Source organism: uncultured Pseudophaeobacter sp., assembly GCA_905479575.1.
Classification (GTDB): Bacteria; Pseudomonadota; Alphaproteobacteria; order Rhodobacterales; family Rhodobacteraceae; genus Pseudophaeobacter.
The window spans coordinates 1-25,515 of the sequence record CAJQNB010000059.1; the positions used below are offsets into that span (position 1 = coordinate 1).

24 protein-coding genes are annotated in these 25,515 nt (G+C 58.3%); 19 read left to right on the top strand and 5 right to left on the bottom strand.

All coding sequences use genetic code 11. The features are described 5' to 3' along the window. The first annotated feature begins 45 nt into the window (after positions 1–45). The 7 genes from QZ268_RS14710 to QZ268_RS14740 all read left to right on the top strand — a co-directional run bounded on the left by QZ268_RS14710 (position 46) and on the right by QZ268_RS14740 (position 7,162). Positions 46–1,494, top strand: coding sequence for an FAD-linked oxidase C-terminal domain-containing protein (locus QZ268_RS14710; RefSeq protein ID WP_295454295.1), 1,449 nt, complete (start codon positions 46–48; stop codon positions 1,492–1,494). Positions 1,495–1,569: 75 nt separating this feature from the next. After that, on the top strand, positions 1,570–2,679 hold the full coding sequence (locus QZ268_RS14715) for an FAD-binding protein (protein ID WP_295454156.1): 1,110 nt from the start codon (positions 1,570–1,572) through the stop codon (positions 2,677–2,679). Positions 2,680–2,787: 108 nt separating this feature from the next. Continuing rightward, the gene (glcF, locus tag QZ268_RS14720; protein WP_295454158.1) at positions 2,788–4,110 is read left to right on the top strand and encodes a glycolate oxidase subunit GlcF; all 1,323 of its coding nucleotides are present in this window, start codon (positions 2,788–2,790) and stop codon (positions 4,108–4,110) included. 201 nt (positions 4,111–4,311) lie between these two features. Next, positions 4,312–5,082: a trypsin-like serine protease gene (locus QZ268_RS14725; protein WP_295454297.1), complete on the top strand. Its 771-nt coding sequence runs from the start codon at positions 4,312–4,314 to the stop codon at positions 5,080–5,082. A gap of 170 nt (positions 5,083–5,252) precedes the next feature. Continuing rightward, positions 5,253–5,723 (top strand): Hsp20 family protein, encoded by a 471-nt coding sequence (locus QZ268_RS14730; protein ID WP_295454161.1) that lies wholly within the window; start codon positions 5,253–5,255, stop codon positions 5,721–5,723. 221 nt (positions 5,724–5,944) lie between these two features. Next, positions 5,945–6,550, top strand: a complete 606-nt coding sequence (locus QZ268_RS14735; protein WP_295454163.1) for a TetR/AcrR family transcriptional regulator — start codon at positions 5,945–5,947, stop codon at positions 6,548–6,550. A 180-nt stretch (positions 6,551–6,730) separates the two neighbouring features. Beyond that, entirely contained in the window at positions 6,731–7,162 is a 432-nt protein-coding gene (locus tag QZ268_RS14740) for a globin domain-containing protein (protein ID WP_295454166.1), read from the top strand. Between the two features lie 108 nt (positions 7,163–7,270). Here QZ268_RS14740 and QZ268_RS14745 read toward each other — a convergent pair whose 3' ends face one another. Further along, entirely contained in the window at positions 7,271–8,743 is a 1,473-nt protein-coding gene (locus QZ268_RS14745) for an NAD-dependent succinate-semialdehyde dehydrogenase (protein WP_295454169.1), read from the bottom strand. A gap of 188 nt (positions 8,744–8,931) precedes the next feature. Here QZ268_RS14745 and QZ268_RS14750 point away from each other — a divergent pair, with 188 nt between their 5' ends. From QZ268_RS14750 to pssA, 3 genes are all read left to right on the top strand, one after another. Next, the gene (locus tag QZ268_RS14750; RefSeq protein WP_295454171.1) at positions 8,932–9,720 is read left to right on the top strand and encodes an alpha/beta hydrolase; all 789 of its coding nucleotides are present in this window, start codon (positions 8,932–8,934) and stop codon (positions 9,718–9,720) included. 219 nt (positions 9,721–9,939) lie between these two features. After that, positions 9,940–11,148 carry an aminopeptidase P family protein gene (locus tag QZ268_RS14755; protein WP_295454174.1) on the top strand — a complete coding sequence of 403 codons (1,209 nt, stop codon included), beginning with the start codon at positions 9,940–9,942 and terminating at the stop codon, positions 11,146–11,148. A gap of 374 nt (positions 11,149–11,522) precedes the next feature. After that, positions 11,523–12,266 carry a CDP-diacylglycerol--serine O-phosphatidyltransferase gene (gene pssA, locus QZ268_RS14760; RefSeq protein ID WP_295454177.1) on the top strand — a complete coding sequence of 248 codons (744 nt, stop codon included), beginning with the start codon at positions 11,523–11,525 and terminating at the stop codon, positions 12,264–12,266. Positions 12,267–12,370: 104 nt separating this feature from the next. Here pssA and QZ268_RS14765 read toward each other — a convergent pair whose 3' ends face one another. Then, positions 12,371–12,739, bottom strand: a complete 369-nt coding sequence (locus QZ268_RS14765; RefSeq protein WP_295454180.1) for a helix-turn-helix domain-containing protein — start codon at positions 12,737–12,739, stop codon at positions 12,371–12,373. 172 nt (positions 12,740–12,911) lie between these two features. Here QZ268_RS14765 and QZ268_RS14770 point away from each other — a divergent pair, with 172 nt between their 5' ends. From QZ268_RS14770 to QZ268_RS14780, 3 genes are all read left to right on the top strand, one after another. Continuing rightward, positions 12,912–13,529, top strand: coding sequence for an NAD(P)H-binding protein (locus QZ268_RS14770; protein WP_295454183.1), 618 nt, complete (start codon positions 12,912–12,914; stop codon positions 13,527–13,529). A 272-nt stretch (positions 13,530–13,801) separates the two neighbouring features. After that, positions 13,802–14,068 carry a hypothetical protein gene (locus QZ268_RS14775; RefSeq protein ID WP_295454185.1) on the top strand — a complete coding sequence of 89 codons (267 nt, stop codon included), beginning with the start codon at positions 13,802–13,804 and terminating at the stop codon, positions 14,066–14,068. A 12-nt stretch (positions 14,069–14,080) separates the two neighbouring features. Further along, a complete protein-coding gene (locus tag QZ268_RS14780; protein ID WP_295454187.1) occupies positions 14,081–14,722 on the top strand; it encodes a DUF1523 family protein in 642 nt (213 codons plus the stop codon). 68 nt (positions 14,723–14,790) lie between these two features. Here QZ268_RS14780 and QZ268_RS14785 read toward each other — a convergent pair whose 3' ends face one another. Next, positions 14,791–16,368, bottom strand: a complete 1,578-nt coding sequence (locus QZ268_RS14785) for a DUF5928 domain-containing protein (RefSeq protein WP_295454190.1) — start codon at positions 16,366–16,368, stop codon at positions 14,791–14,793. 139 nt (positions 16,369–16,507) lie between these two features. On the opposite strand from QZ268_RS14785, the gene QZ268_RS14790 reads away from it, so the two are divergent. Next, entirely contained in the window at positions 16,508–17,326 is an 819-nt protein-coding gene (locus tag QZ268_RS14790; RefSeq protein ID WP_295454193.1) for a sulfotransferase family protein, read from the top strand. A gap of 498 nt (positions 17,327–17,824) precedes the next feature. Here QZ268_RS14790 and ilvD read toward each other — a convergent pair whose 3' ends face one another. Then, entirely contained in the window at positions 17,825–19,675 is a 1,851-nt protein-coding gene (ilvD, locus tag QZ268_RS14795) for a dihydroxy-acid dehydratase (RefSeq protein ID WP_295454195.1), read from the bottom strand. A 145-nt stretch (positions 19,676–19,820) separates the two neighbouring features. After that, on the bottom strand, positions 19,821–21,011 hold the full coding sequence (locus QZ268_RS14800) for a benzoate/H(+) symporter BenE family transporter (RefSeq protein WP_295454198.1): 1,191 nt from the start codon (positions 21,009–21,011) through the stop codon (positions 19,821–19,823). A 128-nt stretch (positions 21,012–21,139) separates the two neighbouring features. Here QZ268_RS14800 and QZ268_RS14805 point away from each other — a divergent pair, with 128 nt between their 5' ends. From QZ268_RS14805 to QZ268_RS14825, 5 genes are all read left to right on the top strand, one after another. Beyond that, entirely contained in the window at positions 21,140–21,703 is a 564-nt protein-coding gene (locus tag QZ268_RS14805) for a helix-turn-helix domain-containing protein (RefSeq protein WP_295454200.1), read from the top strand. A gap of 46 nt (positions 21,704–21,749) precedes the next feature. Continuing rightward, positions 21,750–22,604, top strand: a complete 855-nt coding sequence (locus tag QZ268_RS14810; RefSeq protein ID WP_295454203.1) for a DMT family transporter — start codon at positions 21,750–21,752, stop codon at positions 22,602–22,604. 44 nt (positions 22,605–22,648) lie between these two features. Then, on the top strand, positions 22,649–23,125 hold the full coding sequence (gene smpB, locus QZ268_RS14815) for an SsrA-binding protein SmpB (protein WP_295454206.1): 477 nt from the start codon (positions 22,649–22,651) through the stop codon (positions 23,123–23,125). Positions 23,126–23,332: 207 nt separating this feature from the next. Then, complete coding sequence (gene sseA / locus QZ268_RS14820) at positions 23,333–24,187, top strand: 3-mercaptopyruvate sulfurtransferase (protein WP_295454208.1); 855 nt, start codon at positions 23,333–23,335, stop codon at positions 24,185–24,187. After that, the gene (locus tag QZ268_RS14825; RefSeq protein WP_295454211.1) at positions 24,187–25,371 is read left to right on the top strand and encodes an amino acid aminotransferase; all 1,185 of its coding nucleotides are present in this window, start codon (positions 24,187–24,189) and stop codon (positions 25,369–25,371) included. The genes sseA and QZ268_RS14825 overlap by 1 nt, the downstream gene beginning before the upstream one ends. Positions 25,372–25,515 lie beyond the last annotated feature (144 nt).

Sequence of the window (25,515 nt, forward strand, 5' to 3'; positions counted from 1 at the left end):
ACCAATTGCACCAATTGCACCAATTGCACCAAGTGGAGTCGCGCTATGGAAATGCCTGTGCCGGATCAGTCGATCATTGCCCGTAAAGCGCGCATTGTCGCGCGATTGCGATCGGTGTTGCCGCATGAGGCCGTGATCGAGGATGAGGTTGAGACGCGCGCTTATGAGTGTGATGCCTTGACGGCCTATCGTTGCCCGCCGCTGGTTGCGGTGCTGCCATCCACTACGCAAGAAGTGTCTGACGTTCTCAAAATTTGCCATGAAGAGCGGGTACCTGTGGTGCCACGTGGCGCTGGAACCTCGCTGGCGGGAGGGGCCTTGCCGACGGCGGATTCAGTGATCCTTGGCGTGGCGCGGATGAACGAGGTGCTGGACACGGATTACGATAACCGGGTGATCCGGGTGCAATCCGGGCGCACCAACCTCAGCGTGTCCGGGGCGGTGGAGGAAGAAGAGTTTTTCTATGCCCCGGATCCGTCGAGCCAGCTGGCCTGCGCCATTGCCGGCAATATCGCCATGAACTCGGGCGGGGCGCATTGTCTGAAATATGGTGTGACCACCAATAACCTGCTGGGCGTAACCCTGGTGATGATGGATGGCACCGTGGTGGAGATCGGCGGCGCCCACCTGGATGCCGGCGGGCTGGACCTTCTGGGGGTGATCTGCGGCAGCGAAGGGCAGCTTGGTGTTGTGACCGAGGCGACCCTGCGCATTCTGCGCAAACCTGAAGGCGCTCGTCCTGTGTTGATCGGCTATGACAGCAACGAAGTCGCGGGCGCCTGTGTCAGCGATATCATCAAGGCAGGGGTTTTGCCGGTTGCGATCGAATTTATGGACCGCCCCTGCATCGAGGCCTGCGAGGCATTCGCCAAGGCTGGCTATCCGATGTGCGAGGCCTTGCTGATTATCGAGGTTGAGGGCAGTGACGCGGAAATCGCCCATCAGTTGGAGCTGATTATCGAAATCGCCCGGACCCATAACCCGGTAGAACTGCGCGAGGCAGGGGACGCGGATCAGGCGGCCCGTATCTGGTTGGGGCGCAAATCGGCCTTTGGCGCCATGGGACAGATCAATGACTACATGTGCCTGGATGGGACCATCCCTGTCGGCTCCTTGCCGCAGGTGCTGCGCCGGATTGGTGAGCTGTCACAGGAATACGGGCTGGACGTGGCCAATGTGTTCCACGCTGGTGACGGCAATATGCACCCGTTGATCCTGTTTGATGCCAACAAACCAGGGGATCTGGAGCTGTGTGAACAGTTTGGCGCTGAGGTGCTGAAACTCTGTGTGGATGTCGGCGGCTGCCTCACTGGGGAACATGGTGTTGGCATCGAGAAACGTGATTTGATGTTGTATCAATATGCGCCAGTGGATCTGGAGGCGCAGCTTTTGGTCAAGGATGTCTTTGACCCCAAGTGGTTGCTGAACCCGGCAAAGGTTTTTCCGCTGTCGGTGACCGAGGGTCGTCGGGTGCCGGTTCTTGCGGCTGAGTGACGGACGTTGCGTGAGGGAAGCTGTGTGATGGGGGCTTTGCCCCCAAACCCCCAAGGTATTTTTGGAAAGATGAAAATGTATAATCCGCAGGATGAGGCTGAACTGGCTGAAGTGATTGCCGAGGCGCGTGCCCCTTTGTGTATTGAAGGCGGCGGTACGCGTGGTTTTGGCGGGGCGGGGGAGGTGCTGAGCACGTCTGGACTGACAGGCATTGAACTCTATGAGCCCGGATCCCTTACCTTGGTGGCCAAGGCGGGAACGCCTGTGGCGGAAATCGAACAGATTTTGGCCGCAGAAGGGCAGCGTATGGCCTTTGAGCCAATGGATATGCGCGGGGTGTTGGGTGCCAGTGGCGTGGCGACGATTGGGGGAGTCTTTGCCACCAACAGCTCGGGTCCGCGCCGCATTCAGGGTGGGGCAGCGCGCGATTATCTATTGGGGGTGCGGTTTGTCGATGGCAGCGGTCAAGTGATCAAGAACGGTGGCCGGGTGATGAAAAATGTCACCGGCTATGATCTGGTGAAGCTGATGGCGGGGGCGCATGGCACTCTTGGTGTGTTGAGCGAGCTGTCGCTGAAAGTGTTGCCTATTCCAGAGGCTGTTGTGTCTGTCAGTGTCGCCGTGGCTGACCTGACAGTGGCGGTGCGGGCGATGTCGGCGGCTTTGGGTTCTCCCTATGATGTGAGCGGTGCGGCCTATGACCCTGATACCGGACTTGTCCATGTGCGGCTGGAAGGCTTTGCCCGCTCGGTCACGTATCGCCAGGAGAAACTGGCCACGGAACTGGCTGGTTTTGGTACGGTTGCGACCGACCCGGGCTCTGAGGTGCTGTGGCAGGGGATCCGCGATGTTGCCGGGTTCCACGGCCGGGTGGGAGATGTTTGGCGGATCTCGGTCCGACCGTCGGATGCGCCCCTGCTGGCGCCGATGTTGGAGGCGGAGGCGCTGCAGTTTGACTGGGGTGGTGGGTTGATTTGGGCCCTCTGTGACGCGGGTGCCGACCTGCGGGCCAGAATAGCGCAGGCAGGGGTCGCAGGCCATGCAACCCTGGTGCGCGGCAGTGCCGAAACAATGACCCGGTTGGGCCGCTTCCAGCCGCAGGTTGCCCCGCTGGAAGCGATCGCAAAAGGTCTGCGGCAGAGGTTTGACCCCAAAGGCCTGCTTAATCCGGGGGTGATGGGATGATTTTGTCGGATAAGCGTCGACAGGCAAAGCGCTGGGGAGCTTTCTTGCTCAATTTGCTCGCTACTGTGCGCTCACCGCGCCCTGAAGAACTGCCGCAGGAGGTCTGATATGCAGACAAATTTCACCAAAGAACAACTGCAGGACGCGGGGACGCAACGTGCCAATGAAATCCTGCGCGCCTGCGTGCACTGCGGCTTTTGTACCGCGACCTGTCCGACTTATCAGGTGCTGGGCGATGAGCTCGACAGCCCGCGCGGCCGGATCTATCTGATCAAGGACATGCTGGAGAACAACCGGGTGCCGGATGCCAAGACGGTCAAACATATCGACCGGTGTCTCAGCTGTCTGGCCTGTATGACCACCTGCCCGTCGGGCGTGCATTACATGCATCTGGTGGATCACGCCCGCGCCTATATCGACAAAAATTACCAACGCCCCGTGATGGACCGCCTGTTGCGGGCTGTTCTGGCGCGGATTCTGCCCTATCCGGGGCGGTTCCGTCTGGCCCTGTTGGGAGCGAAGATGGCGCGCCCGTTCAAAGGCCTGGTGCCGGATGCGCGGCTCAGGGCGATGTTGGAGATGGCGCCAAAGCAAATCCCGCCGGTCAGTCGCAATGATGACCCGCAGAGCTTTGCGGCGGAGGCGCCACAGAAGAAACGGGTGGCGCTGATGACCGGCTGTGCGCAAAAGGCGCTGAACACCGATATCAATGATGCCACCATCCGGCTGCTGACCCGATTGGGTTGCGAGGTTGTGGTGGCGGAAGGCGCGGGCTGCTGTGGTGCGTTGACCCATCACATGGGGCGCGAGACCGAAAGCCACGCCACCGCTGCCAAGAATATCCGTGCCTGGAGCGCCGAGATTGATGGCAAAGGGCTGGATGCCATTGTCATCAACACTTCGGGTTGCGGCACCACGGTCAAGGACTATGGCCATATGTTCCGCAATGATCCCCTGGCTGCGGATGCGGCGCGTGTTTCTGAACGCTGTCTGGATATCTCGGAGCTGTTGATGCAGTTGGATCTCCCCGTCGGGGCTGACAAAGAGCTGACGGTTGCCTATCATGCGGCCTGTTCCTTGCAGCATGGTCAACAGATCAAAAGCCACCCCAAGACCCTGTTGAAACGCGCCGGGTTCAAGGTGGTGGAGCCCGCCGACAGCCATCTGTGCTGCGGCTCGGCAGGGACCTATAACCTGATGCAGCCGGAAATCTCGGGGCAGTTGAAGGCGCGCAAGGTCAAAACCCTAGAGGCCAAATCCCCGGATCTGATTGCTGCAGGCAATATCGGCTGCATGATGCAGATAGGATCCGCGACCGAAGTGCCTATCCTGCATACGGTTGAGCTGCTGGACTGGGCTACGGGTGGGCCAATACCCCCTGCCATGGCGGGGGGATCTCAGCGCGCAAATGAGGTGCCGATCCTGCGCTGAGCCTTAGTTGATGCTACAGCCCTGATAGCGGCGTGCAGTTTTTTCCCTTTGGGGCTGTCTTTCCTGTGGCGTTGCCGTATTTTTGCCGAAGCTTGCAGGTAAACATGCCAGCAACCGGGTGAGGAGACTGATGTGCTGGGTTTGCGTTTCATTGGACAGGGCTTCGCCGGGCTGTTCGGCCTTATAGGGCTTTTTCCGGTGATGGCACAGGCGGCTGACAGCCGCCTGCAGCGTATGGAGACCTCTGATGCCGGGCGCGGCTGGGAGGCCGTGGGGCGGTTGGATGTCGATGGCGAAGGCTTCTGCACCGGGGCGCTGATCGCACCGGATCTGGTGCTGACGGCAGCGCATTGTCTGTATGATGCCCGCAGCGGCGTCCGTATCCAGCCAAAAACGATTGAATTCCTGGCGGGCTGGCGCAATGGCCGTGCCTCGGCCTACCGGACTGTCACCCGGGCTGTGGTACATCCCGACTATATCTTTGACGGAGAGGTCTCGACCGACCGGGTGCGCAGGGATATTGCCTTGTTGCAATTGCAACGGCCGATCCGCAATACCACCGTTATTCCGTTTCAGACCGACAACCGCCCGCGCAAAGGTGCGGATGTGGGGGTTGTGTCTTATGCCCATGACCGCTCAGAAGCGCCGTCAATCCAAGAGCTGTGTTCGGTGATGGCGCGTCAGGAGGGGGTTCTGATTATGTCCTGTGACGTTGATTTTGGCTCGTCCGGGGCGCCGGTGTTTTCATTTTCCGGGGGCAAGCCGCGTATTGTTTCTGTGGTTTCGGCCAAGGCCGAAGTTGACGGCAAGCGGGTGTCCCTGGGGGCGGATCTCGCCAAAGAGCTGCAGATCCTGCGGGCGCAGCTCACCAGTACGCGCATTGGCAGCCGCATGCCCGAAGGCGTGGGCAGGGTCCAGGTTGGCGGTGCCCGTTCGTCAGGTGGAGCCAAATTTGTGCGTCCCGGCGGCTAAACCCATTGTCGCGCGCGCCGTGCAGTGAGGCTGTGCTGGCGGGGCTTGAAATCAGATAGCGCGTGCATATTTCATGTTTTGTCGGGGTCGCCGGTTACCGGGGCCCAGATGTCCACCGCCTGTCCCATCCGGGAGGGCACAAGAATGTCGCTCATATTCGAGGATAAAACATGCGTAGATTTGACTTTGCACCACTCAACCGTGCAACTATTGGTTTTGACCAGATCGCTGATCTGATGGACCGCGCCCTGAGCAATGACGTCGGTCAGCCTAGCTACCCCCCTTACAATATCGAAAAAACCGCTGCTGACAGCTATCGGATTTCCATCGCGGTCGCAGGGTTCAGCGGAGAAGACCTGACCGTTGAGGTCAAGGAAAACGCCCTGGTGGTTTCTGCCGGAAAGGCGGATGAGGCCGAGGGCCGCAGCTTTTTGCACCGGGGCATCGCCACCCGTGCCTTTGAGCGCCAGTTTACCCTCGCGGATCACGTCCGGGTCACTGGCGCCAGCCACGCTGATGGCATGCTGCATATCGATCTGCACCGCGAGGTGCCCGAAGCGCTAAAGCCACGCCGGATTGAGATCAGCTCGACCGGGCCGCAGCGGACCGCGATTGAGTCTGACGCGCAGCCGATCAACTAAGGTCAGCCCCCTAACTTCTTTCTGTTCAAGGCTTTCTCCAGGGAGCCTGGATGGAATGACCATAGCCCCGGGCCGCAGATGTGGCTTGGGGCTATGGGCGTTATTTGGTCGCGTTAGTAAAGACTCCAAATTACTTACCATTCGGTAGGTATTCCTGCTTACCGAATGGTAAGTTTTGCGAGGCTGTGCTAGGCTAGAGCCACCTAACCAGAGGCCTGCCCATGTCATCTGCACAGCACACACAAAGCGAGCTGTTGCACGCCGCCAGACGCCACTTTGCTGAACGGGGGTATCAAGGCGCCAGCCTGGCCCGGATCTCCTCGGAGTCGGGGGTTTCCAAACAGGCCTTGCTGCATCATTTCGAAACCAAGGATCAGCTCTATCGCGCGGTTCTGGATCAGTTGAACCAAGAGCTGGTGCAGCTGCTTTTTGCCGCGATGGAAGAGACAGAACAGGCTGAACTGCAGATTGAGAGGGTCTTTGTGGCCCTGTCAGGGTTCTTCCTGAAGCAGCGCTCAGCCCCGGCTTTGCTGATAGGGGTTTTGATTGATGGACCGGGCCAGGCCGCAGTTGCGGATGACCTGCGCCCGCCGGTGCAGGATTTCTTGGAGCCGCTGGCTGCTTTGATCCAGGCCACAGAGCGCTGGCGGGACGCTGGCTTTGCTGCGGCATTGTCGATTGCCATGGAGCTATTGGGGGTTGTCTGCCTTTTGCCTGCGGCGCGGTGCAACCTGTCATATCGTTTTGGTAAGGATCCAGTGGACCAAGGCGCAGGCCTTGCCCCCGCCCATACGCGCGATCTGGTTCGAAGCGTGGTAAGGCGATGATAGATAGGGGCTAAACAGGTCGGTGCGACGCGACAGACCTGCCAGGGGCAATTGTGCTGCTTATTTGTCGACCCCCATGCAGTCATGCAACGTTGAATTGATTTTAGTTTTGTCTCTTGCTCAACAGGTTCTATAAACGTGCAGGAAAAAGTAATGTTTGTGTAAATAGGGGGGGCCGAAATGGAGGGGAATGACGTCAAAGAGATGCAGTCCAGTTTTTCCTTGATCTACGCGAGAAAGGCAGAACTGGCGGAGCGGTTTTACGTCCACCTTTTTGAGCTTTTGCCTGAAGTGGAACCCCTGTTCGGCGGTGACTTTGCCAAACAGAAGGAAATGTTTTCTGCCATGTTGACCTATTGCCTCAAAGGAGTGGCCAACAACCAGAGCATGACCCATGCGCGCGACAGCCTGTCGTTGACACACGGGCGCTACAACCTTGGTCGCCAGGAAACGGCTTTGGCTGGTAAAGCTGTGATGGCGGCGTTGGAGGATGTCCTGGGCAATGATCTTACGCGGGAACAGGTCAGTGTTTGGGAGCAAGCCATTGCCGGGGTAATGGATCTACTTCATGCAGAACCCGAACTCGAACCCGATGCTGGGCGCCAACCCTGAACCGATGTTTGGGTCCTGACTGAGTACAAGAGGCAGGCGACGGGGTGCGCTCCTGCCACACTGTGGGCCCCAATAGACATCAGGGCCCAGAACGGTCTTTTAGTGATGTCACACTGACATGCAGATGTATTTCATTTCCAGATAGTCTTCGATGCCGTGGTGGCTACCTTCGCGGCCCAGGCCGGATTGTTTGACGCCGCCAAAGGGGGCCACTTCGGTGGAAATAAGACCCGTGTTGACGCCAACGATGCCATATTCCAGGGCCTCAGCGACCTTGTAAACGCGGCTCAGATCTTTGGCATAGAAATACGACGCAAGGCCAAAGATGGTGTCATTGGCCATCTCAATGACGTCGTCTTCGCTCTCAAACTTGAACAAAGGTGCCAATGGCCCAAAGGTTTCATCGGTTGCAAAGGCCATCTTGCGGGTTGCCCCGGTGACAATGGTCGGTTGAAAGAAGGTTCCGCCCAGATTGGATGGGGTGCCACCTAGAATGACCTCGGCCCCTTTGGCGGTCGCATCTGCAATATGGTCCTGCACTTTGGTCACTGCCTTGGCGTTGATCAGCGGGCCAAACACGGTGCCATTTTCCATGCCATCGCCGACCTTCATTTTGGCAACGGCTTCCTTCAGCTTGGCGGCAAATTGATCATAGACCCCGGCCTGCACATAGATCCGGTTGGCGCAGACACAGGTCTGACCATTGTTGCGGAACTTGCACATGATCGCGCCTTCTACGGCGGCATCCAGATCGGCGTCGTCAAAGACGATGAACGGGGCGTTACCACCCAGCTCCATCGAGCACTTTGTCACTGTGTCAGCAGCCTGGCGCATCAGGATGCGACCCACTTCGGTGGAGCCGGTGAAGGTGAGTTTGCGCACCGTGTTGTTTTCACAGAACTCCTTGCCGATTTCGGAGGCATTGGAGGAGGGCACAACGTTGAACACGCCGGCAGGAATGCCAGCGCGGTCCGCCAGGACACCCAGCGCAGTGGCCGAGAGCGGGGTGAGTTCCGCCGGGCGGGCGACAAAGGCGCAGCCTGCTGCCAGTGCCGGGCCGGCCTTGCGGGTGATCATTGCATTGGGAAAGTTCCAGGGCGTAATGGAGGCGGCAACACCAATAGGTTGTTTCAGAACGGTGATGCGCTTGTCGCGCTGGTGGCCAGGAATAGTCTCGCCATAGATGCGTTTGGCTTCTTCGGAAAAGAATTCAATGAAGGATGCACCATAGGCGATCTCGCCGCGGGCTTCGGCCAGGGGTTTGCCCATTTCGGCTGTCAGGATTACGGCCAGATCTTCCTGATTGGCCATCATCAGATCATACCATTTACGCAGCACAGATGCGCGCTCTTTACCGGTCCATTTGGCCCATTCTTTTTGCGCAGCATCGGCCTGGGCGATGGCTCCGGCGACCTGGGCGCGGCTAACATCGGCAACCTGGGCAATCACATCGCCGCGCGCCGGGTTGGTCACATCGAACGTGCCCTCACCATCGACGAACGCCCCGCCGATATAGGCGCGGGTTTCCAACAGGGTTGGGTCGCTCAACAGAGTCTTCAGCGCGGTGGTTGTTTGTAGCATAGGGGCCTCCCGAGGGTGTTTGTGCAGACATGGAAAACTGTTCCCGATAGATATGTCCAGAAAGATCCATAAGTCCAGAATTTGATCATAAGTTAATTTACTTGTTAATCTAATTGCATTGGGGAGAAGAGTGTTTGACAATGGCAAAGCCAGATTGTCACTTGTTGCACAAATAGGGGAGCACACTGATGGAACTGGATGATGCCTATGCAAATGGCGCGCACATTGCGGGAGCGGAGGATTTTCCGCCGCGCTGGGCGGCTTCGGCCGAGGATTTCCGCAATAGCCTGCACGAACGGGCGCGTCTGAATCTCCCCTATGGTGACGGCGCGCGGCATTGCTTTGATCTCTTCATGCCGGAAACGGCGCCAAAGGGGGTGCTGATTTTTGTGCATGGCGGCTATTGGCTGGCCTTTGACAAAAGCTCTTGGTCGCATCTGGCAGTGGGCGCATTGGCGCAGGGCTGGGCGGTGGCGATGCCCTCTTATGATCTGTGCCCAGAGGTGCGAATTGCGGATATCACACAGCAGGTGGCCAAGGCCGTGGTTCGCATTGCTGAAGAGGTGCCGGAGGTGCCGATCTCGCTTGCCGGCCATTCGGCTGGAGGGCATCTGGTAGCGCGAATGCTGGATCCAAAGGTGATCCCCAATGCGGTTGGCGCGCGTTTGAAAGTTGTTGTACCGATTTCGCCGCTGGCGGATCTGCTGCCGCTGCTGCGCACCTCGATGAATGACAAGTTCCAGATGGACAACGACGCGGCCAAGGCCGAAAGCCCGGTGGAAATGCAGGAACGCTACCAGACTGAGGTGACTGTTTGGGTTGGTGCAGAAGAGCGCCCCGCCTTCCTGGATCAGGCGCAGTGGCTGGCAGATGCCTGGCACGCGGATCACGTGATTGCCTTTGGCAAACACCATTTTAATGTCGTGGACCCCCTTGCAGATCCCGAGAGCGATCTGGTTCGCTTGCTCACAAGCTAGGCCCAGGGACGAAGATGTGCGGGAGGCAGCGAAGAAATATCGCTTGCCTCCGCGATGATTCGGGCGCATTTTCCAGCCTGACTAGGCGATGGCGTCGCCACATGAACGCGCTGACTTGGGATGATAACCACTGGTTTCGTCGGTCAGCGCCACATGGGTCACTTTCAATTTTTTCGTCCTGTACGCCAGGACCTTTCTTGAGCAAAGGAAGGATCCAGCATGACTGCACGTCCTGACATGTATCGTTTTCACAATGGTGAAAAAGCCCCACTGCAATTTGCGGTCTCTGAGTATGAGGCGCGCATCGCCGATCTGCGTAAAATCATGACCGACAAGGGGGTGAGCGCGGCTGTCTTCACCTCGATGCATAATATCTCTTACTATTCCGGCTTTACCTACTGCGCCTTTGGCCGCCCCTATGGGCTGGTTGTGACGGCGACCGAGGCCGTAACCATCTCGGCGGGTATTGACGCGGGCCAGCCCTGGCGCCGGTCGTTCTGCGACAACATCACCTATACCGACTGGCAGCGCGACAATTTCTGGCGCGCCATCAAAACTGTGTCCGGTGAGGGCGCTGTTGTGGGGTTTGAGAGCGACCACCTGACCCTGCTGCAAAAGGGAAAGCTGGAAAGCTTCCTGAGCCCGTCGAAGTTGGTGGATCTCTATGAACCTACCATGGTGCAACGGATGGGCAAATCCGACGCAGAGCTGGAGATGATCCGTGCGGGGGCTGCCGTGGCAGATGTGGGCGGTTTTGCCATTCGGGATGCGATCAAGGAAGGCGCGCGCGAGATTGATGTGGCCATGGCCGGGCGGGACGCGATGGAGCTGGAGATTGCCAAGCGGTTTCCCGATGCGGAATATCGCGACAGCTGGGTCTGGTTCCAGTCGGGGATCAATACTGATGGCGCGCATAATCCGGTGACAGGGCGCAGATTGCAGCGCGGTGATATCCTGTCGCTGAATACCTTTCCGATGATTTCCGGCTATTACACAGCGCTGGAACGCACCCTGTTTTTGAGCGACGTGGATGCCGAGAGCCTGAAAATCTGGGAGGCCAATGTGGCGGCCCATGAATATGGCATTTCACTGTTGAAACCCGGGGCCAGCTGTGCCGAAATCACCCATCAGATCAACGCCTTCTTTGAAGAGCGCGACCTGCTGCAATATCGCACCTTTGGCTATGGCCATTCCTTTGGGGTGCTGTCGCATTACTACGGGCGTGAAGCCGGGCTGGAGCTGCGTGAAGACATCGACACGGTGCTGGAGCCCGGCATGGTAATTTCGATGGAACCGATGCTGACCCTGGCCGCAGGGCAGCCCGGCGCCGGTGGCTACCGTGAGCATGATATTTTGATTATCCATGAGGAGGGCAATGAAAATATCACCAAATACCCCTATGGGCCTGGGTTCAACGTTGTTGGCTGAACGCCCAGGCGCTACGTCGTGAAAGACCAGCGTGGCGCTCCCGCCCGGATTTGATCCCTGCCGGGATCACATGCCCGTTGGGCATGGCACCGCGCCTTTGGCGCGGTGCTGTCCCGTGATACGACCTGAGTCTGTGGTCTGGTCACGCAGGGTTTATGACTGAAGCCATAAAGAGTATTTTGCACCCTTGCGGGAGCCTGCGGGTGCTTTCTGGGGGGCTGACCCTTGCTTTCAAAGCCAAACCTTTTATGAGTACCGACCTCACCTTGGTGTTGGACGGGGCCCTGCAAGTCAGTGTGGAGCCTGTTTTGACAGCGGGTGGGGAGTTGTTTCCAACACTGATCTCTGTCTCATATAGGTGACCAGGCCACGCCATGGATGAACCCCACGACAAAAGACTGACCGAGTTTGCGCTGATCCAGCTCTTGCCCAATATCATGACGGTTGGCGCAATCTGCGCCGGGCTTTCGGCTATCCGTTTTGGGGTGCAGGGCAACTATGTGCTGGCGGTACAGCTGATACTCCTGGCGGCGCTTCTGGACGGGCTGGACGGGCGTCTTGCACGGGCCCTGGGCAGCGACAGCAAGATGGGCGCCGAGCTGGATTCGCTGGCGGATTTCCTCAACTTTGGTGTTGCCGCGCCGCTGGTGATCTATTTCTGGGCGCTTCAGGACATGAGCAACGCTGGCTGGATCTCGGTCCTGGTGTTTTCTGTCTGCTGCGTGGTGCGGCTGGCCAGGTTCAATGTCGCCACCAAATCCGAAGAGGTCAGCGACGTGGCCAGTGGATATTTTGTTGGCATCCCTTCGCCCGCCGGGGCGCTACTGGCGATGCTGCCCATGTTCATTTCTTTTGCCTTTGATGCGGGAACCGGATTCCCCAAGCTGCTGATCTGTCTGCATATGGTGGTCATTGGGTTGTTGATGATCAGCCGCATTCCTACCTGGTCGCCCAAGCTGGTACGCATCTCACGCGAGAACGTGAAGTATTTTCTGGTTGCCTGCGCCTTTGCCGGCGCTGCTGTATTGACCTACGCCTGGACGACAATGGTTGTTCTCTGTCTCAGCTATGTTGTGCTGGTGATCTGGGGATTGCTGAAACGATCCTCGCCGGAATAACCCTGACCGCCAAGGCTGGCCAGCATCCTGCCAGCGCCCCGCCAGTGCGCTGCTGTTGCTTTCGTTTGTAGACTGTCACCGGATCCCTGTTTGGCAGAGGTTGTCTAAACAAGGGCAGGGCGCTGGTCATAGCGGTGCCGGTCGGCGCGTATGCCAGGTTGATGATCCACGGCCCATTCATTCAGCGCCCCTATCGCCTGGTGCAAAGACAGCCCGCGCGCGGTGAGGCTATATTCCACATGTGGCGGGGCAGAGGGCAGAACCCTGCGGCTGACCAGTCCGTCACGTTCCAGATTTCGCAGGGTCACTGCCAGCATGCGTTGCGAAATGCCGTCGATCACCCGCTTCAAAGCATTAAAACGGCAGGGACCTTTGGAAAGCTCCAGAATGGTCAGAACGGTCCATGCATCGCCAACCCGGTCCAGCACGTCACGGATCGGACAGTCATAGTCGAGTTTGCCCTTTGCTCCCATTGGGTTCCTGCCTTGTTTCTATGTGGCTGGCCCTGTTTCAGACCAGGTTTTTTCGCCGCGTAAGGGGCGGTTCCCTCAAAGTAACTATAAGACGAAAAGATGCGTATTCCGTTGGCCTCTGCCGGTGCGTATCTAGTTACTAGTAGTAACTTATATCGAAAAGAGAACTAATATGAAACTCCTGATCATTGGGGCCACGGGCATGATTGGTAGCCGCTTGGTTGCAGAAGCTGAATCGCGGGGCCACAGCGTTGTGGCCGCCTCTCGCAAGGGGAGCACGGTAGGCAATGCCCAGCCGCTGTCCCTGGAGGTGACCGATGTAGAGGCCGTGGTCGCTGCCGCCCAGACTGTGGATCTGGTGATCACAGCGGTGAGCCCGCGTACAAGCGGCAACGCGATGGACGATGCTCTGGGCTATGGCGCTGCGCTGATTGAGGCGGCCCCGCAGATTGGCAAGCGCCTGATGGTCGTTGGGGGCGCCGGGACCCTGAATCTGCCAGACGGCACACCGGTCGCCGATGTGGTGCCAGAGCCGTATCAAGATGAAGCCAAAGCGATGCGTGCCATGTATGAAATGCTGGCAAAGAGCACAGCAGATTTCACCTTTATGGCACCGGCCGGGGTGATTGAACCCGGTGAGCGCACCGGTGTGTTCCGGCTGGGGCAACGTGCGTTCCTGACGGATGATGAGGGCAATAGCCAGATCAGCGCAGAGGATTATGCCGTGGCATTTATGGATGAGGTCGAGGTGCCAAAACACCCGCGCCAGGTCTTTACTGCCGCCTACTGATAGGCAGCTCTGGCGGGTACGCTAAGGTCGCCAGATGCTTTTGCTGCAATGAGGCCTGCAAGCGGTGCGACGGCTCCCAACCGCTGATTTCAGCCTGGCCATTCCACCCCGATTTCGCCGGGCAGAGTGCTGGTCATGCGGTTCCGGCTGGGGCATAGTACAGGCAAGACAGACAAGACCCCGGTGGAGGATCTCTGCCGGGGTCTTTTGCTGTCATTTGACCCGGAATGGGCTGTATCCGGCACGCCGGGCGTCAGAAAAGGAGCGGAAAAATGTTTGCCTTTCTTCGTCTTGTTTTGCTGCTTCTGATCATCCTGACCCTGATCTACGGTGGCGTCTCGCTCTATTCGCGTGAGCGACGACGCGCCAAACTGAAACAGCATTGGGCAGTCAAGGGGTTGACCGGAGACCGGCAGAGCTTCATCCAGCGGGGGCTGAAACAATACGACCACTCATTACGGCGGCGGCTGATCCTATTGGTCTATATCCTGCCGCTGAGCGCAATCGCTCTGGTCATCTATGTGGTAAACTTTAGCTAAGGGGCATCTGTCATGGCCTATATCAAATGGGGATTTTTGATCACGGTTTGGTCTGCTTTTGCAGCCTTCCTGCATTATACCCTGCCGCAATACGATGTGGTGCGGATCGTCAGCACCTATGAGGAGCGCCAGGAGCTGGACAATTGGAAGCGGATCTTCTGGTCGACCCCGGACAATCCGACACAGGCGGCGATCACGCGGGATGTGCAATTCATTCAGTCCTTCCGCGCCAATGGTGATGCGATCGTTTACCGCAACGAGGACACTGGCTGGCATTGGCCGCCCTATTTCAAGTTTGATACCGCCAATCTTTATACCGAAGCCAATGACGCGATCTCGACCAAGGATGACCCGGAATGGGTTGTGGTTCTGCACTACGGCTGGCGCAGTGTGTTCTTGTCCACCTTTCCCAATGCGATCTCAATCACGCCGGTGTCCGGTCCTGATGACAAGCCGCTCAATTGGTTCAATATCATCTTCCTGACCCTGCTGGCGGCGCTGTTTTGGGCTATCTATGTGCGCTGGCGCCGGTTTCGCCGCGATCGGATTGATCCAGTGCTGGAGGATGTCGAAGACGGGTTTTATGCGGCGGGAGACGCCATTTCGGAACGGCGCGGGCGGCTGCGGCGGTGGTTTTCCAGCCTCAAGGGATGAAACTGAGGCCGCCCCTGCCTGACTTTGGCGGGGCGGCAAGGCCACAGGAAAGCCCGGGCGCAACGGGTCTAATCTGCAAAAAGATGTGGTGTTTGGGCCAGGTCCTTGGCGGTTTCAAAGGGCAGGCTGAAGAATCGCGCCAAGCGGTCGGCGTTTTCCTCGGCGCTGTCGGATTCGCGAATGATCGTGTAATTGGAATAGCCGGAATCGCGAATGCGGTCGGATTCGTAGACAATGTCATTGCGGATTGTCGGCAGAAGCCGTTCCAGCGACTGTTGCGGCGTACGCTCCCCGGCGAGCCCGACCCGATGGGCATGGCCAATCAGATAGTCATCTGAAAAGTCGCATTCGATCTGCAACGTGCGGGTGGTCGAACGATCAGAGTTGAAGTCATTCATCAACTCCAAGGCGGACGGGTCCATGCAGATGATCAGGCGGTTGGTGTCAAAATATTCAAACAACATCCGCATCAGCGCTCGCCGGTGCCGGGTACGCTTGCTCAGGGAGGCCTGAATACCGCCCAGGTCCGGCAGCGGCGTGCCTTCTTCGTGGAACAGATAATCAATTGCGGGGATATCTGTGCTTTGGCGCAGCTGTTCGATCAGGCGCTTGGCAACGTGCCATTTCTTGCAGACCACGATCATCAGTTCGCGCTCGCGCCCAAGCGAGCTTTCCTTTTCCCAGAATCGGGTGGCAAACCGTCGGCCAATGCGGCCGCGCTTCACCAGGAAATTGTAAAGGCTGCGGCCCTCGTTGGAGATCTGAAAGCTCACGCCTTGCGCTGCATAAAGGCGCCCCAGGCGCAGTTTCAGCTCTTTGGCATCCGGGCTGATTTTACGGGCAAAGAGAAAGTCCTGGCTGAGCAGCAAGTCATAGTGATCATTGTAGAAATTCACCGGCATGCCGTAATCGGTGAACATTAAAAAGGTCAGGGTGCGGCTGTCGATCTCGGATCCCGGAACCAGGTGACGCACCAGTGTTTGAAAAAAGGTCTCATCCGGAATCCAGGTGGTCTGGAAGAAGCGGATGATGTCTTTGCGCTCGGCAAGCAGGTCAAAGATACATTCCACTGTGCGGCGGCGCAGGCACCACCATTGGCTGCCGATTTGTACCTGAAGATCACCGGGAATCTCTCGCCTCAGCCCCAGTTTTTTTTGCAGGTTCACACTGGCATAGAACAGCACCTTGTTTTTGCGTTCATTGAAGAAGTGGCGATAGGTCAGCCGTTCTTCTTTCATGCCGGTCTTGATCCAGTCGCTGCCGAAGAAATCAAAGCTTTCGATGAAATCGCAGTCATGACGGTCCAGGAAGTCATGGGCGTATTCGGCAGTCTTGATCGCCATACAGTCGCCAGACAGCATGTAAAAATGTGTGGCGCGCGGAAATTCTTCGATGGCGCTGTGCAGCGCGTGCAGGGTGGCCTGCACCAGGGACCACTCTCCCCAGCCACATTTGATGCGTGTCTTGGCAAAACAGACGTTTGGATTGTTGGCCAATGCCTTTTGAATGCTGGCGTAATCCTCTGGTTTGGCGCGGCGGTCAAAATGGATGGACATGTAGTCGCCAACCGCTGTCAGCTGTTCAGCCTGCTGTATGATCGCTTCGGGATCCTTGTGGCAGAGCAGGATATACGCAATTTTTGCCATTTTGGAGACGATACACCTTGCTTCAGCCTGATTGTCCCCTTGATAAAGGCGCGAGCGCATTGAATAAACCAGATTATTTGAATTTTATGCTTAGATGTGGATTGTACCGTCAAAGCGGCACGACTGGAGGAAGGCTTACATGGGATTTCCGGGCACTTGGATGACCGAAAGCGAGAGCGTGATTTATCGCGTGGTGCCCAAATGCGCCTGCTCGACCATTGGCCAAATCCTGCACTATTCGGATCATGGCAAATTCTTTGATGGCGATATCCACGATGCACAGGATGGGCTGCACAAATGGGCGCTGGAGCACAGCCAGGGTCCGATCACCCGCAATGTACGTGGCCAACGCACCTATGCTTTTACCTGCGTGCGTAACCCCTATACCCGGGTACTCAGCTCGTTTTTTGACAAGATCTGCGGCATCCAGCGCAATGGCAAGCGCTATCGCGGCAATCTGGTACCCAAACTGATAAATGAATATGGCATCGAGGTCGGCGGCGAGGACGGCAAGCAGGAGTTCGACCAGATCCAGAGCTTTCGCCGGTTTTTGCTGTTTGTGCGCGACAGCATTCGCTTCCGCCGCCCGATGGACCCCGATATCCACTGGTCTGCGATGTCGGGTCATGTCTCGACCTTCATCTGGAATGGTGGCCGCTACAATAAGATCTTCTGGACCGAGGATTTCAACGGCGGCATGCAGGAGGTGCTAGACGCCATCGAGACGCCTCATACTGTCGATCTGGCCAATATCCCGCGCTTTAACGAAAGCGAAGGCCATGGTCCCAAACGGGCGCATCCGGTCGAGGATTATTTTGACGATCTGTCGATGCACCTGATCTACGAGATCTACAAACGCGATTTCGATCTATTCAAATACGATTTTGAAGACCCTTCCAACAAGATGCCCACTGGGGAAATTGATCTCGACGAAGTGCACGCCAAACTCGGTGAATAGGTCAGCAGGCCCCTTTCAATAAAAGGGGGGGGCTCCCGCCCGTCTCGGAACAATCAAAGATTGATCCTCCCCCGTTGGGGGGGCGCCGCGCTTACGCGCGGCGCGGCAGTGTTTGAGATTTCGCGCGGTGGACCTCGCGTCCCGGGTCAAGGGCGGCAAAGCCGCCGCGCATCTGCGCGGTTTACCCTTGAGGCGGGGTATTCTTGTAAAAATTGACCGGGCGCGTTCAGGGCAGACCTGCCCCTGAACCGCTTCTCAGCAGATTTCTATTTTTTTCTCCTTGCCCCAACTGTTTCGATGGCGAGACCCACTTGGCGGCTAGATCCGCGCCGGGCGGAGCCCGGCGCCATGCCCGCCCCCTCTGCAGGCTTTCTGCCGTTAGGCAGAAGGCCTGCAGAGGGGGCGGGAGCACCAGCTGGACTTGTATAGTGGTTGATCAAAAGAAAACCCTCCGCATCAAGGATGCAGAGGGTCATTGGCATGGTAAAGTGGTGGTTATCAGCCGTCGTAGTCTTCCGGCAGCTCGCGCACTGCGCCTTTGGCGGCAGACGTGGCCAGCATTGCATAGGCCTTCAGCGCTTTAGAGACCTTACGTTTACGCGGTTTGGCGGGCTTCCAGCCTGCGGCGTCCTGGGCTGCGCGACGTGTTGCCAGAACCTCATCCGAAACTGCCAGATGGATGGTGCGATTGGGGATGTCGATCTCGATCTTGTCACCCATCTCAACCAGACCAATGGCGCCGCCTTCTGCGGCCTCAGGCGAGGCATGACCAATTGACAACCCGGAGGTGCCGCCGGAGAAACGACCATCGGTCAGCAGGGCGCAGTCTTTGCCCAGGCCTTTGGATTTCAGGTAGGAGGTCGGGTAGAGCATCTCCTGCATCCCCGGACCGCCCCGTGGACCCTCATAGCGGATCACCACCACATCACCGGCCTTGACCTTGCCAGTCAAAATGTCGCTGACGGCCTGATCCTGGCTTTCGCAGACATAGGCGGAGCCGGTGAATTGCAGGATCGAGGCATCCACACCGGCGGTTTTGACGATGCAGCCGTCCAGGGCGATATTGCCAAACAGGACCGCAAGACCGCCATCCTGGCTAAAGGCATGTTCCTTGGAGCGGATCACACCGCCTTCACGGTCCACGTCGACCTCTTTGTAACGGTTTTCGGTGGAAAAGGCCTGGGTGGTGCGCACACCGCCCGGAGCCGCCTTGAACAGCTGCTCAGCCTCAGGGTTGTTGGCGACCTTGATATCCCATTTGGCGATAGCTTCGCCCATTGAGGCCGAATGCACGGTGGAACAGTCATCATGCAACAGGCCGGCGCGTGACAGCTCGCCCAGGATCGAGAAGATGCCACCAGCGCGGTGCACGTCTTCCATATGCACGTTTTCGATATTCGGTGCGACCTTGCACAGGCAAGGCACCTGACGGCTGAGCCGGTCAATGTCATCCATGGTGAACTTGATCTCGCCCTCATTGGCGATTGCCAGCAAGTGCAAAACCGTATTGGTCGACCCGCCCATGGCGATATCCAGGCTCATGGCATTCTCGAAGGCCTCAAAGGTGGCGATCTCACGGGGCAGCAGGCCTGCCTCGTTGCCCTCGTAGTGGCGTTTGGTGATCTCGACGATCTTGCGGCCGGCCTCCAGGAACAGGTGTTTGCGGTCCGCATGGGTCGCCAGGGTGGAGCCATTGCCGGGCAGCGCCAGGCCCAGGGCCTCGGCCAGGCAGTTCATCGAGTTGGCGGTGAACATGCCGGAACACGACCCGCAGGTGGGGCAGGCGTTTTCTTCGATATGCTGTACTTCGGCATCGGTCAGCGTGTCGCTGGCAGCGGCAACCATGGCATCGACCAGATCGACCTTTTTTGCATCAAGCGATTCGATGTCGATCTTGCCGGCCTCCATCGGGCCGCCAGAAACAAAGATCACCGGAATGTTCAGGCGCATGGCGGCCATCATCATCCCTGGAGTGATCTTGTCGCAGTTGGAGATACAGACCATGGCATCGGCGCAATGGGCGTTGACCATGTATTCGACGCTATCGGCGATCACTTCGCGCGAGGGCAGTGAATAGAGCATGCCGTCATGCCCCATGGCGATGCCGTCATCCACCGCAATGGTGTTGAACTCTTTGGCAACGCCGCCAGCGGCTTCGACCTCGCGGGCGACCATTTGGCCCAGATCTTTGAGGTGCACGTGGCCGGGCACAAACTGGGTGAAAGAGTTGACGATGGCGATGATCGGTTTGCCGAAATCATCGTCCTGCATGCCGGTGGCGCGCCACAATCCGCGGGCGCCCGCCATATTGCGGCCGTGGGTGGAGGTTCTGGATCGGTACATTGGCATCTGAGCTGTTTCCCTTGTCTTTGCCCTCAGACACATCATTTGCGCAACAAACGCAATATCCGGAGGCAGGTTTTGGTTCTTTTGATCTCAAGAGCCCGCCTTTGAGGTGGGTTTTACGGGCTCCATGGGGGTGAAGGCGCTGTTCTCAGGGGGCTTTGGCTGCGGCGCTGGGCTTGGGCGTGCTGCGTGAAAAGAGGTGATTCACCAGCAATCCAAAGACCAAGGCCCAGAAGGCGGCGCCGATGCCAAAAAAACTGACGCCGGACACGGCAGTCATAAAGGTGATCAGCGCCGCTTCACGCCCGGTCTCTTGGTGCAAGGCCTGTGACAGGCTGTTGCCGATGGTTGCCAGCAGGGCTAGCCCGGCAACACCAGCAACCAGCGCTGGCGGAGCGATGAGAAACAGGCTGATGACGGTGGCGCCGCCCAGGCCAACCAAGCAGTACAACACTCCGGCGGCAGCGCTGGCGAGATAGCGGGTTTTGGGGTCATCATCGGCTTCCGGGCCGGCGCAGATCGCAGCGGTGATGGCGGCAAAGTTGAAGGCAAAGCCACCAAAGGGAGCCAGGATTAGGGTGGCAATACCGGTCACGGTCAGGGTGGCAGAGACCGGCGGTGTGTAGCCTGCGGCGCGCAGGGTGACGGTGCCGGGCATGTTTTGCGAGCACATGGTCACAATATACAGCGGCAGGCCAACGCCGATCAATACCGGCAGAGAAAAGGCGGGGCTGACGGCTTGGGGCAGGGTCAGGCTGGTGTTCAATTGGGTGAAATCGCCAAAGCTGCCTGCGGCGCCTGCCCAAATCCCGCCGACCAGTAGAACGGCCAAAATGGTGTAGCGGGCAAACCAGAGCCGTCCGGCCAGAAAGGTCACGCCCATTACGGCCAGCAACGCGGTGTCCTCATTGAGGGCGGTAAAGGCGGAGAGGCCAAAATTGAACAAGATCCCAGCCAACAGAGCATTGGCCAGACTGTCGGGGATCAGCCGCGCCAGGCGCTCAAACCAGCCGGTCAGCCCGGTTAAGGTGAGCAGCAAACCGCAGAACAAAAAGGCGCCGACGGCTTGGTCAAGTGCGACGTCTTTCAATCCCACAGCCAGCAGTGCGGCGCCGGGTGTCGACCAGGCCGTCAGCACCGGCATGCGAAACCAGAGGGACAGCATCAAAGAGGTCAGACCCATGCCAAGCCCCAGGGCCACCAGCCAGCTGTTTGCCTGTGCCTGGGTCGCGCCCACGGCCTCGATCGCCTGGAAAATGATGGCCACCGAACTGGTGTAGCCAACCAGCACGGCAATGGCTCCGGCCGCCAGATGCGAGAGTTTTAAGTGAGAGAGCATTTGGGTTTTCCTTCTCGCGGGGCTGCGCTAGGGTGGCGTGCGTTATAACGCTCATGTTGCCCTTGTGCGTTATAACGCACAAGCCCCTTTTTTTAATCGCCTGCTTTAGGCTCTTTGGAGCACAGATCATGACAGAGGATATTATCGGCGCGAATCTGCGAAACCTCCGCAATACGGCCGGGATCAGCCTGTCCAAGGCGGCCGATATGACGGGGGTGAGCAAGGCCATGCTGGGGCAGATTGAGCGGGGCGAATCCAGCCCGACAATTGCCACCCTTTGGAAAATCGCCAAGGGGTTTCACCTGCCGCTGTCGGCGCTGATTGGCACACCCGATGCGGGGCGACCTGATCCAGCTGTGGCCTATAAAACCGTGCAGTTTCCGGGCAGCATTGCGGTGAAAATCATTTTTCCCTTTGACCCCGTGCTTGGCGGCGAAACCTTTCAAATCAGTCTGACACCAGGCCAGTCCCATGTGTCGCAGCCGCATGAGAATGGGGTGATAGAAGAGGTTTTTGTGCTGGCGGGCACCATGGAGGTGTTGCGCGACGATGTCTGGCAGCCGCTTGGCGTCGCAGAGGGGGTTCGATTCAGGGCGGATCAGCCCCATGGATATCGTGGCGGCGCGGAGGGGGCGGTGTTTTTGAACATGCATCACTATCCCCGTCACGTTGGAAATGCGGACCAGGCCTGACAGTGGTCTGATAGGGGGCAAGTATATGGCTGGAAGGGAAAAGAGCATGGAGACTCTGCGCGGCAGTTTTCTGATGGTTCTGGCTATGGCGGCCTTTGCTTTGGAAGACATGTTCATCAAAAAAGTCGCACAGGAACTGCCGGTTGGGCAGATCCTTGTGCTCTTTGGGATTGGCGGTATGGCGATTTTTGCTGCGGTGGCGCGTGCGCAGGGGCAGCGCCTGTGGCATCCGGGGTTTTGCACGCGCCCTTTGGTGGTGCGATCGCTTGCAGAGGTCACCGGGCGGCTCTGTTTTACCCTGGCTATCGCCTTGACGCCGCTGTCCTCGGCTTCGGCGATTTTGCAGGCCACCCCGCTGGTGGTGGCAGGGGGCGCGGTGGTGTTTTTTGGCGAAAAGGTTGGCTGGCGGCGCTGGTTGGCCATTACGCTTGGCTTTGTGGGAGTGCTGATGATTCTGCGCCCGGGCGCTAGCGGGTTTGAGATCTATTCGCTCTTTGCGGTGATCGGCACACTGGGTTTTGCCGGGCGCGACCTTGCTACCCGCGCGGCCCCCAAATCCATGACCAACCTGCAACTGGGGTTGTTTGGCTTTGCCATGCTGGTCATTGCCGGGATCATGGCGCTGGCCTGGAGCGGCGGCGCCGTATGGCCCAGTGGTCGGGCCTGGCTGTATTTGGGGCTCACCACTGGCATCGGCGTCATTGCCTATAACGCCCTGACCGGCGCGATGCGCCATGGGGAAATCTCGGTTGTGGCGCCGTTTCGCTATACCCGGCTGGTCTTTGCCATGGCGCTGGGCATTCTGGTCTTCGGCGAGCGTCCAGACAGCTGGACCTTGTTGGGCAGCGCAGTGATCGTCGCGAGTGGTTTCTTCACCCTGATCCGCAGCTCCAGGCGATAGAGGCATCTTGCGCCCACTCGCCTGGGCGCTTACATCTGCCAGTCATGGCTCAGACGAAATCAGACCCGAACTACAAAGTGATCGCCGAAAACCGCCGTGCGCGGTTTGACTACGCCATCGAGGATGACGTGGAATGCGGTGTTGTGCTTGAAGGCTCCGAAGTGAAGGCCCTGCGCGAAGGCGGCACAAATATCGCCGAAAGCTATGCTGCGGTGGAGGATGGCGAGCTCTGGCTGGTGAATTCTTACATTCCACCCTATTCGCAGGCCAAGATGTTCAAACATGTGGAACGTCGCCGCCGCAAGCTGCTGGTCTCGCGCAAGCAGCTGTCGGATATGTGGAACGCGACCCAGCGCAAGGGGATGACGCTGGTGCCTATCGTGATGTATTTCAATCACAAGGGCCGCGCCAAGCTGAAGATCGGCATCGCCAAGGGTAAAAAGGCCCATGACAAGCGCGAAGCCGAGGCCAAGCGTGACTGGTCACGTCAAAAGAGCCGCCTGATGAAGGATCACGGCTGATCCGGCCTGAGGCGCGGTTGCCGGGTTAGATGCGACACTTACCCTAATACGACCTTGAAACGCTTGGCTCGCCAGAGAGGCGAGTGGCTCCCCCTTGATCCCGGCATCTTACTGACAACTTTGAGCTGCCTTGCGCATAATTGCAGCCTTCCCTTGCACCTGTGTGATGCCAATAGTAGGCATTGACACATCTTCAGGGAGGCTTTGATGCGCGACGATCCAAAAACTCTTGTATCCACCGAGTGGCTGGCCGCTCACCTGAAAGATCCGGACCTGCGGGTGCTGGACGGATCTTGGTACCTACCGCAGGAAGAGCGTGATGCAAAGGCGGAATATGACGCCGGGCACATCCCCAATGCACGGTTCTTTGATATTGATGACATTTCTGACCATCGTTCAGAACTGCCGCATATGGTGCCTCCGGTTGAGAAATTTATGTCCCGCCTGCGCAGCATGGGCGTGGGGGACGGCCACCAAGTTGTTGTCTACGACGGCGCCGGTCTGAAATCGGCCGCTCGGGTCTGGTGGTTGTTCCGCCTGATGGGGCAGAGCAATATCGCAGTACTGGACGGCGGCCTGCCCAAATGGCTGGCCGAGGGTCGCGAGACTGAAGATCTGCCACCGGTGATTCGTGATCGCCATATGACCGTGCGGGTGCAGAACCATTTGGTACGCGATGTGACGCAGGTGTCTTCCGCCGCCAAGCTGGGCGACCATGAGATCATCGACGCCCGCGCTGCTGCGCGTTTTCGCGGCGAGGTGCCTGAACCCCGTGAAGGTCTGCGGAGCGGCCATATTCCGGGCTCAAAGAACACGCCCTACACAGATCTTCTCCAGGCTGACGGCACCCTCAAGGAGCCAGAAGAGCTGCGTTCGGTCTTTGAGACCGCTGGCGTCGATCTGAACAAACCCGCCATTACCACCTGTGGGTCGGGCGTCACCGCTGCGGTGCTGAGCCTGGGCCTGGAGCGGATCGGCAAGACCGATCATGCGCTATATGACGGATCCTGGTCGGAATGGGGTGCCTTCCCGACCCTTCCCGTTGCAACCGGAGAGACCTGATGTTCGAAACTCTGAAGCCACAGCCAGCTGACAAAATCTTGGCTCTGATGCAAATGTTCCGCGAAGACCCGCGCGACAACAAAATCGACCTGGGCGTCGGCGTGTACAAAAACGCCGAAGGCCTGACGCCGGTGATGCGTGCCATCAAAGCTGCCGAGCATAAGCTCTGGGAAGAGCAGACCAGCAAATCCTACGTTGGCTTGGCAGGGGACCCAGCCTATGGCGATGCGATGATCAAACTGATCCTCGGCGATGCCGTGGCGCGGGAAAACATCGCCGCAGCCGCCACTCCCGGCGGCACTGGCGCGGTGCGTCAGGCCTTTGAGATGATCAAAATGGCCAATCCATCGGCCAAGGTGCATGTTTCTGATCCGACCTGGCCGAACCATGTGTCGATTTTGAAATATGTTGGCATTGAAACTGTCACCTACCGCTATTTTGACCGCGAAACCCGTGGCGTGAACTTTGACGGCATGATCGAGGATCTGAAACTGGCCGCAAAGGGCGATGTGGTGCTGCTGCACGGCTGCTGTCACAACCCCACCGGCGCCAATCTCAACGAGACACAGTGGCAAGACGTCATCGCACTGATGAATGAGCGCGGCCTGATCCCGATGATCGACATTGCCTATCAGGGCTTTGGCGACGGTCTGGAAGAAGACGCGCTGGGTGTGCGTCTGGTGGCTGCTGGCTGCCCAGAGGTGCTGATTGCCGCCAGCTGTTCCAAGAACTTTGGCATCTACCGCGAACGCACCGGCCTGTTGATGGCGGTGGCGCAGGACAAGGGGCTGCAGGTGGTCAATCAGGGCACCCTGGCCTTTCTCAACCGGCAGAACTATTCCTTCCCGCCGGACCATGGCGCCCGTCTGGTGACCATGATCCTCAACGATGATGCGCTGCGCGCTGATTGGATGGCAGAGTTGGAAGAGGTGCGTCTGGGCATGCTGGGACTGCGTACGGATCTGGCGAATGAGCTGCAGCGCCTGTCCGGCTCTGACCGCTTTGGCTTTCTGGCGCAGCACCGGGGCATGTTCTCGCTGCTGGGAACCTCTCCGGAACTGGTTGAGAAAATGCGTCTCGATAATGGTATCTACATGGTCAGCGACAGCCGCATGAACATCGCGGGTCTGAACACGGCCACTATTCCTGTCCTGGCCAAAGCGATCATTGACGCTGGCGTCTGAAGCCCAGTCAGCCAGGTTTTGAAAGTACAAAGCGCGCCCTCTGGGGCGCGTTTTTGTGTTTGCAAAGCAGGCCCCGCCCGAAAAGCGTCCGTGGAGGGGCCAAACGAAAAAAACGCGACCCCAGGGGGCCGCGTTTTCTGTGTT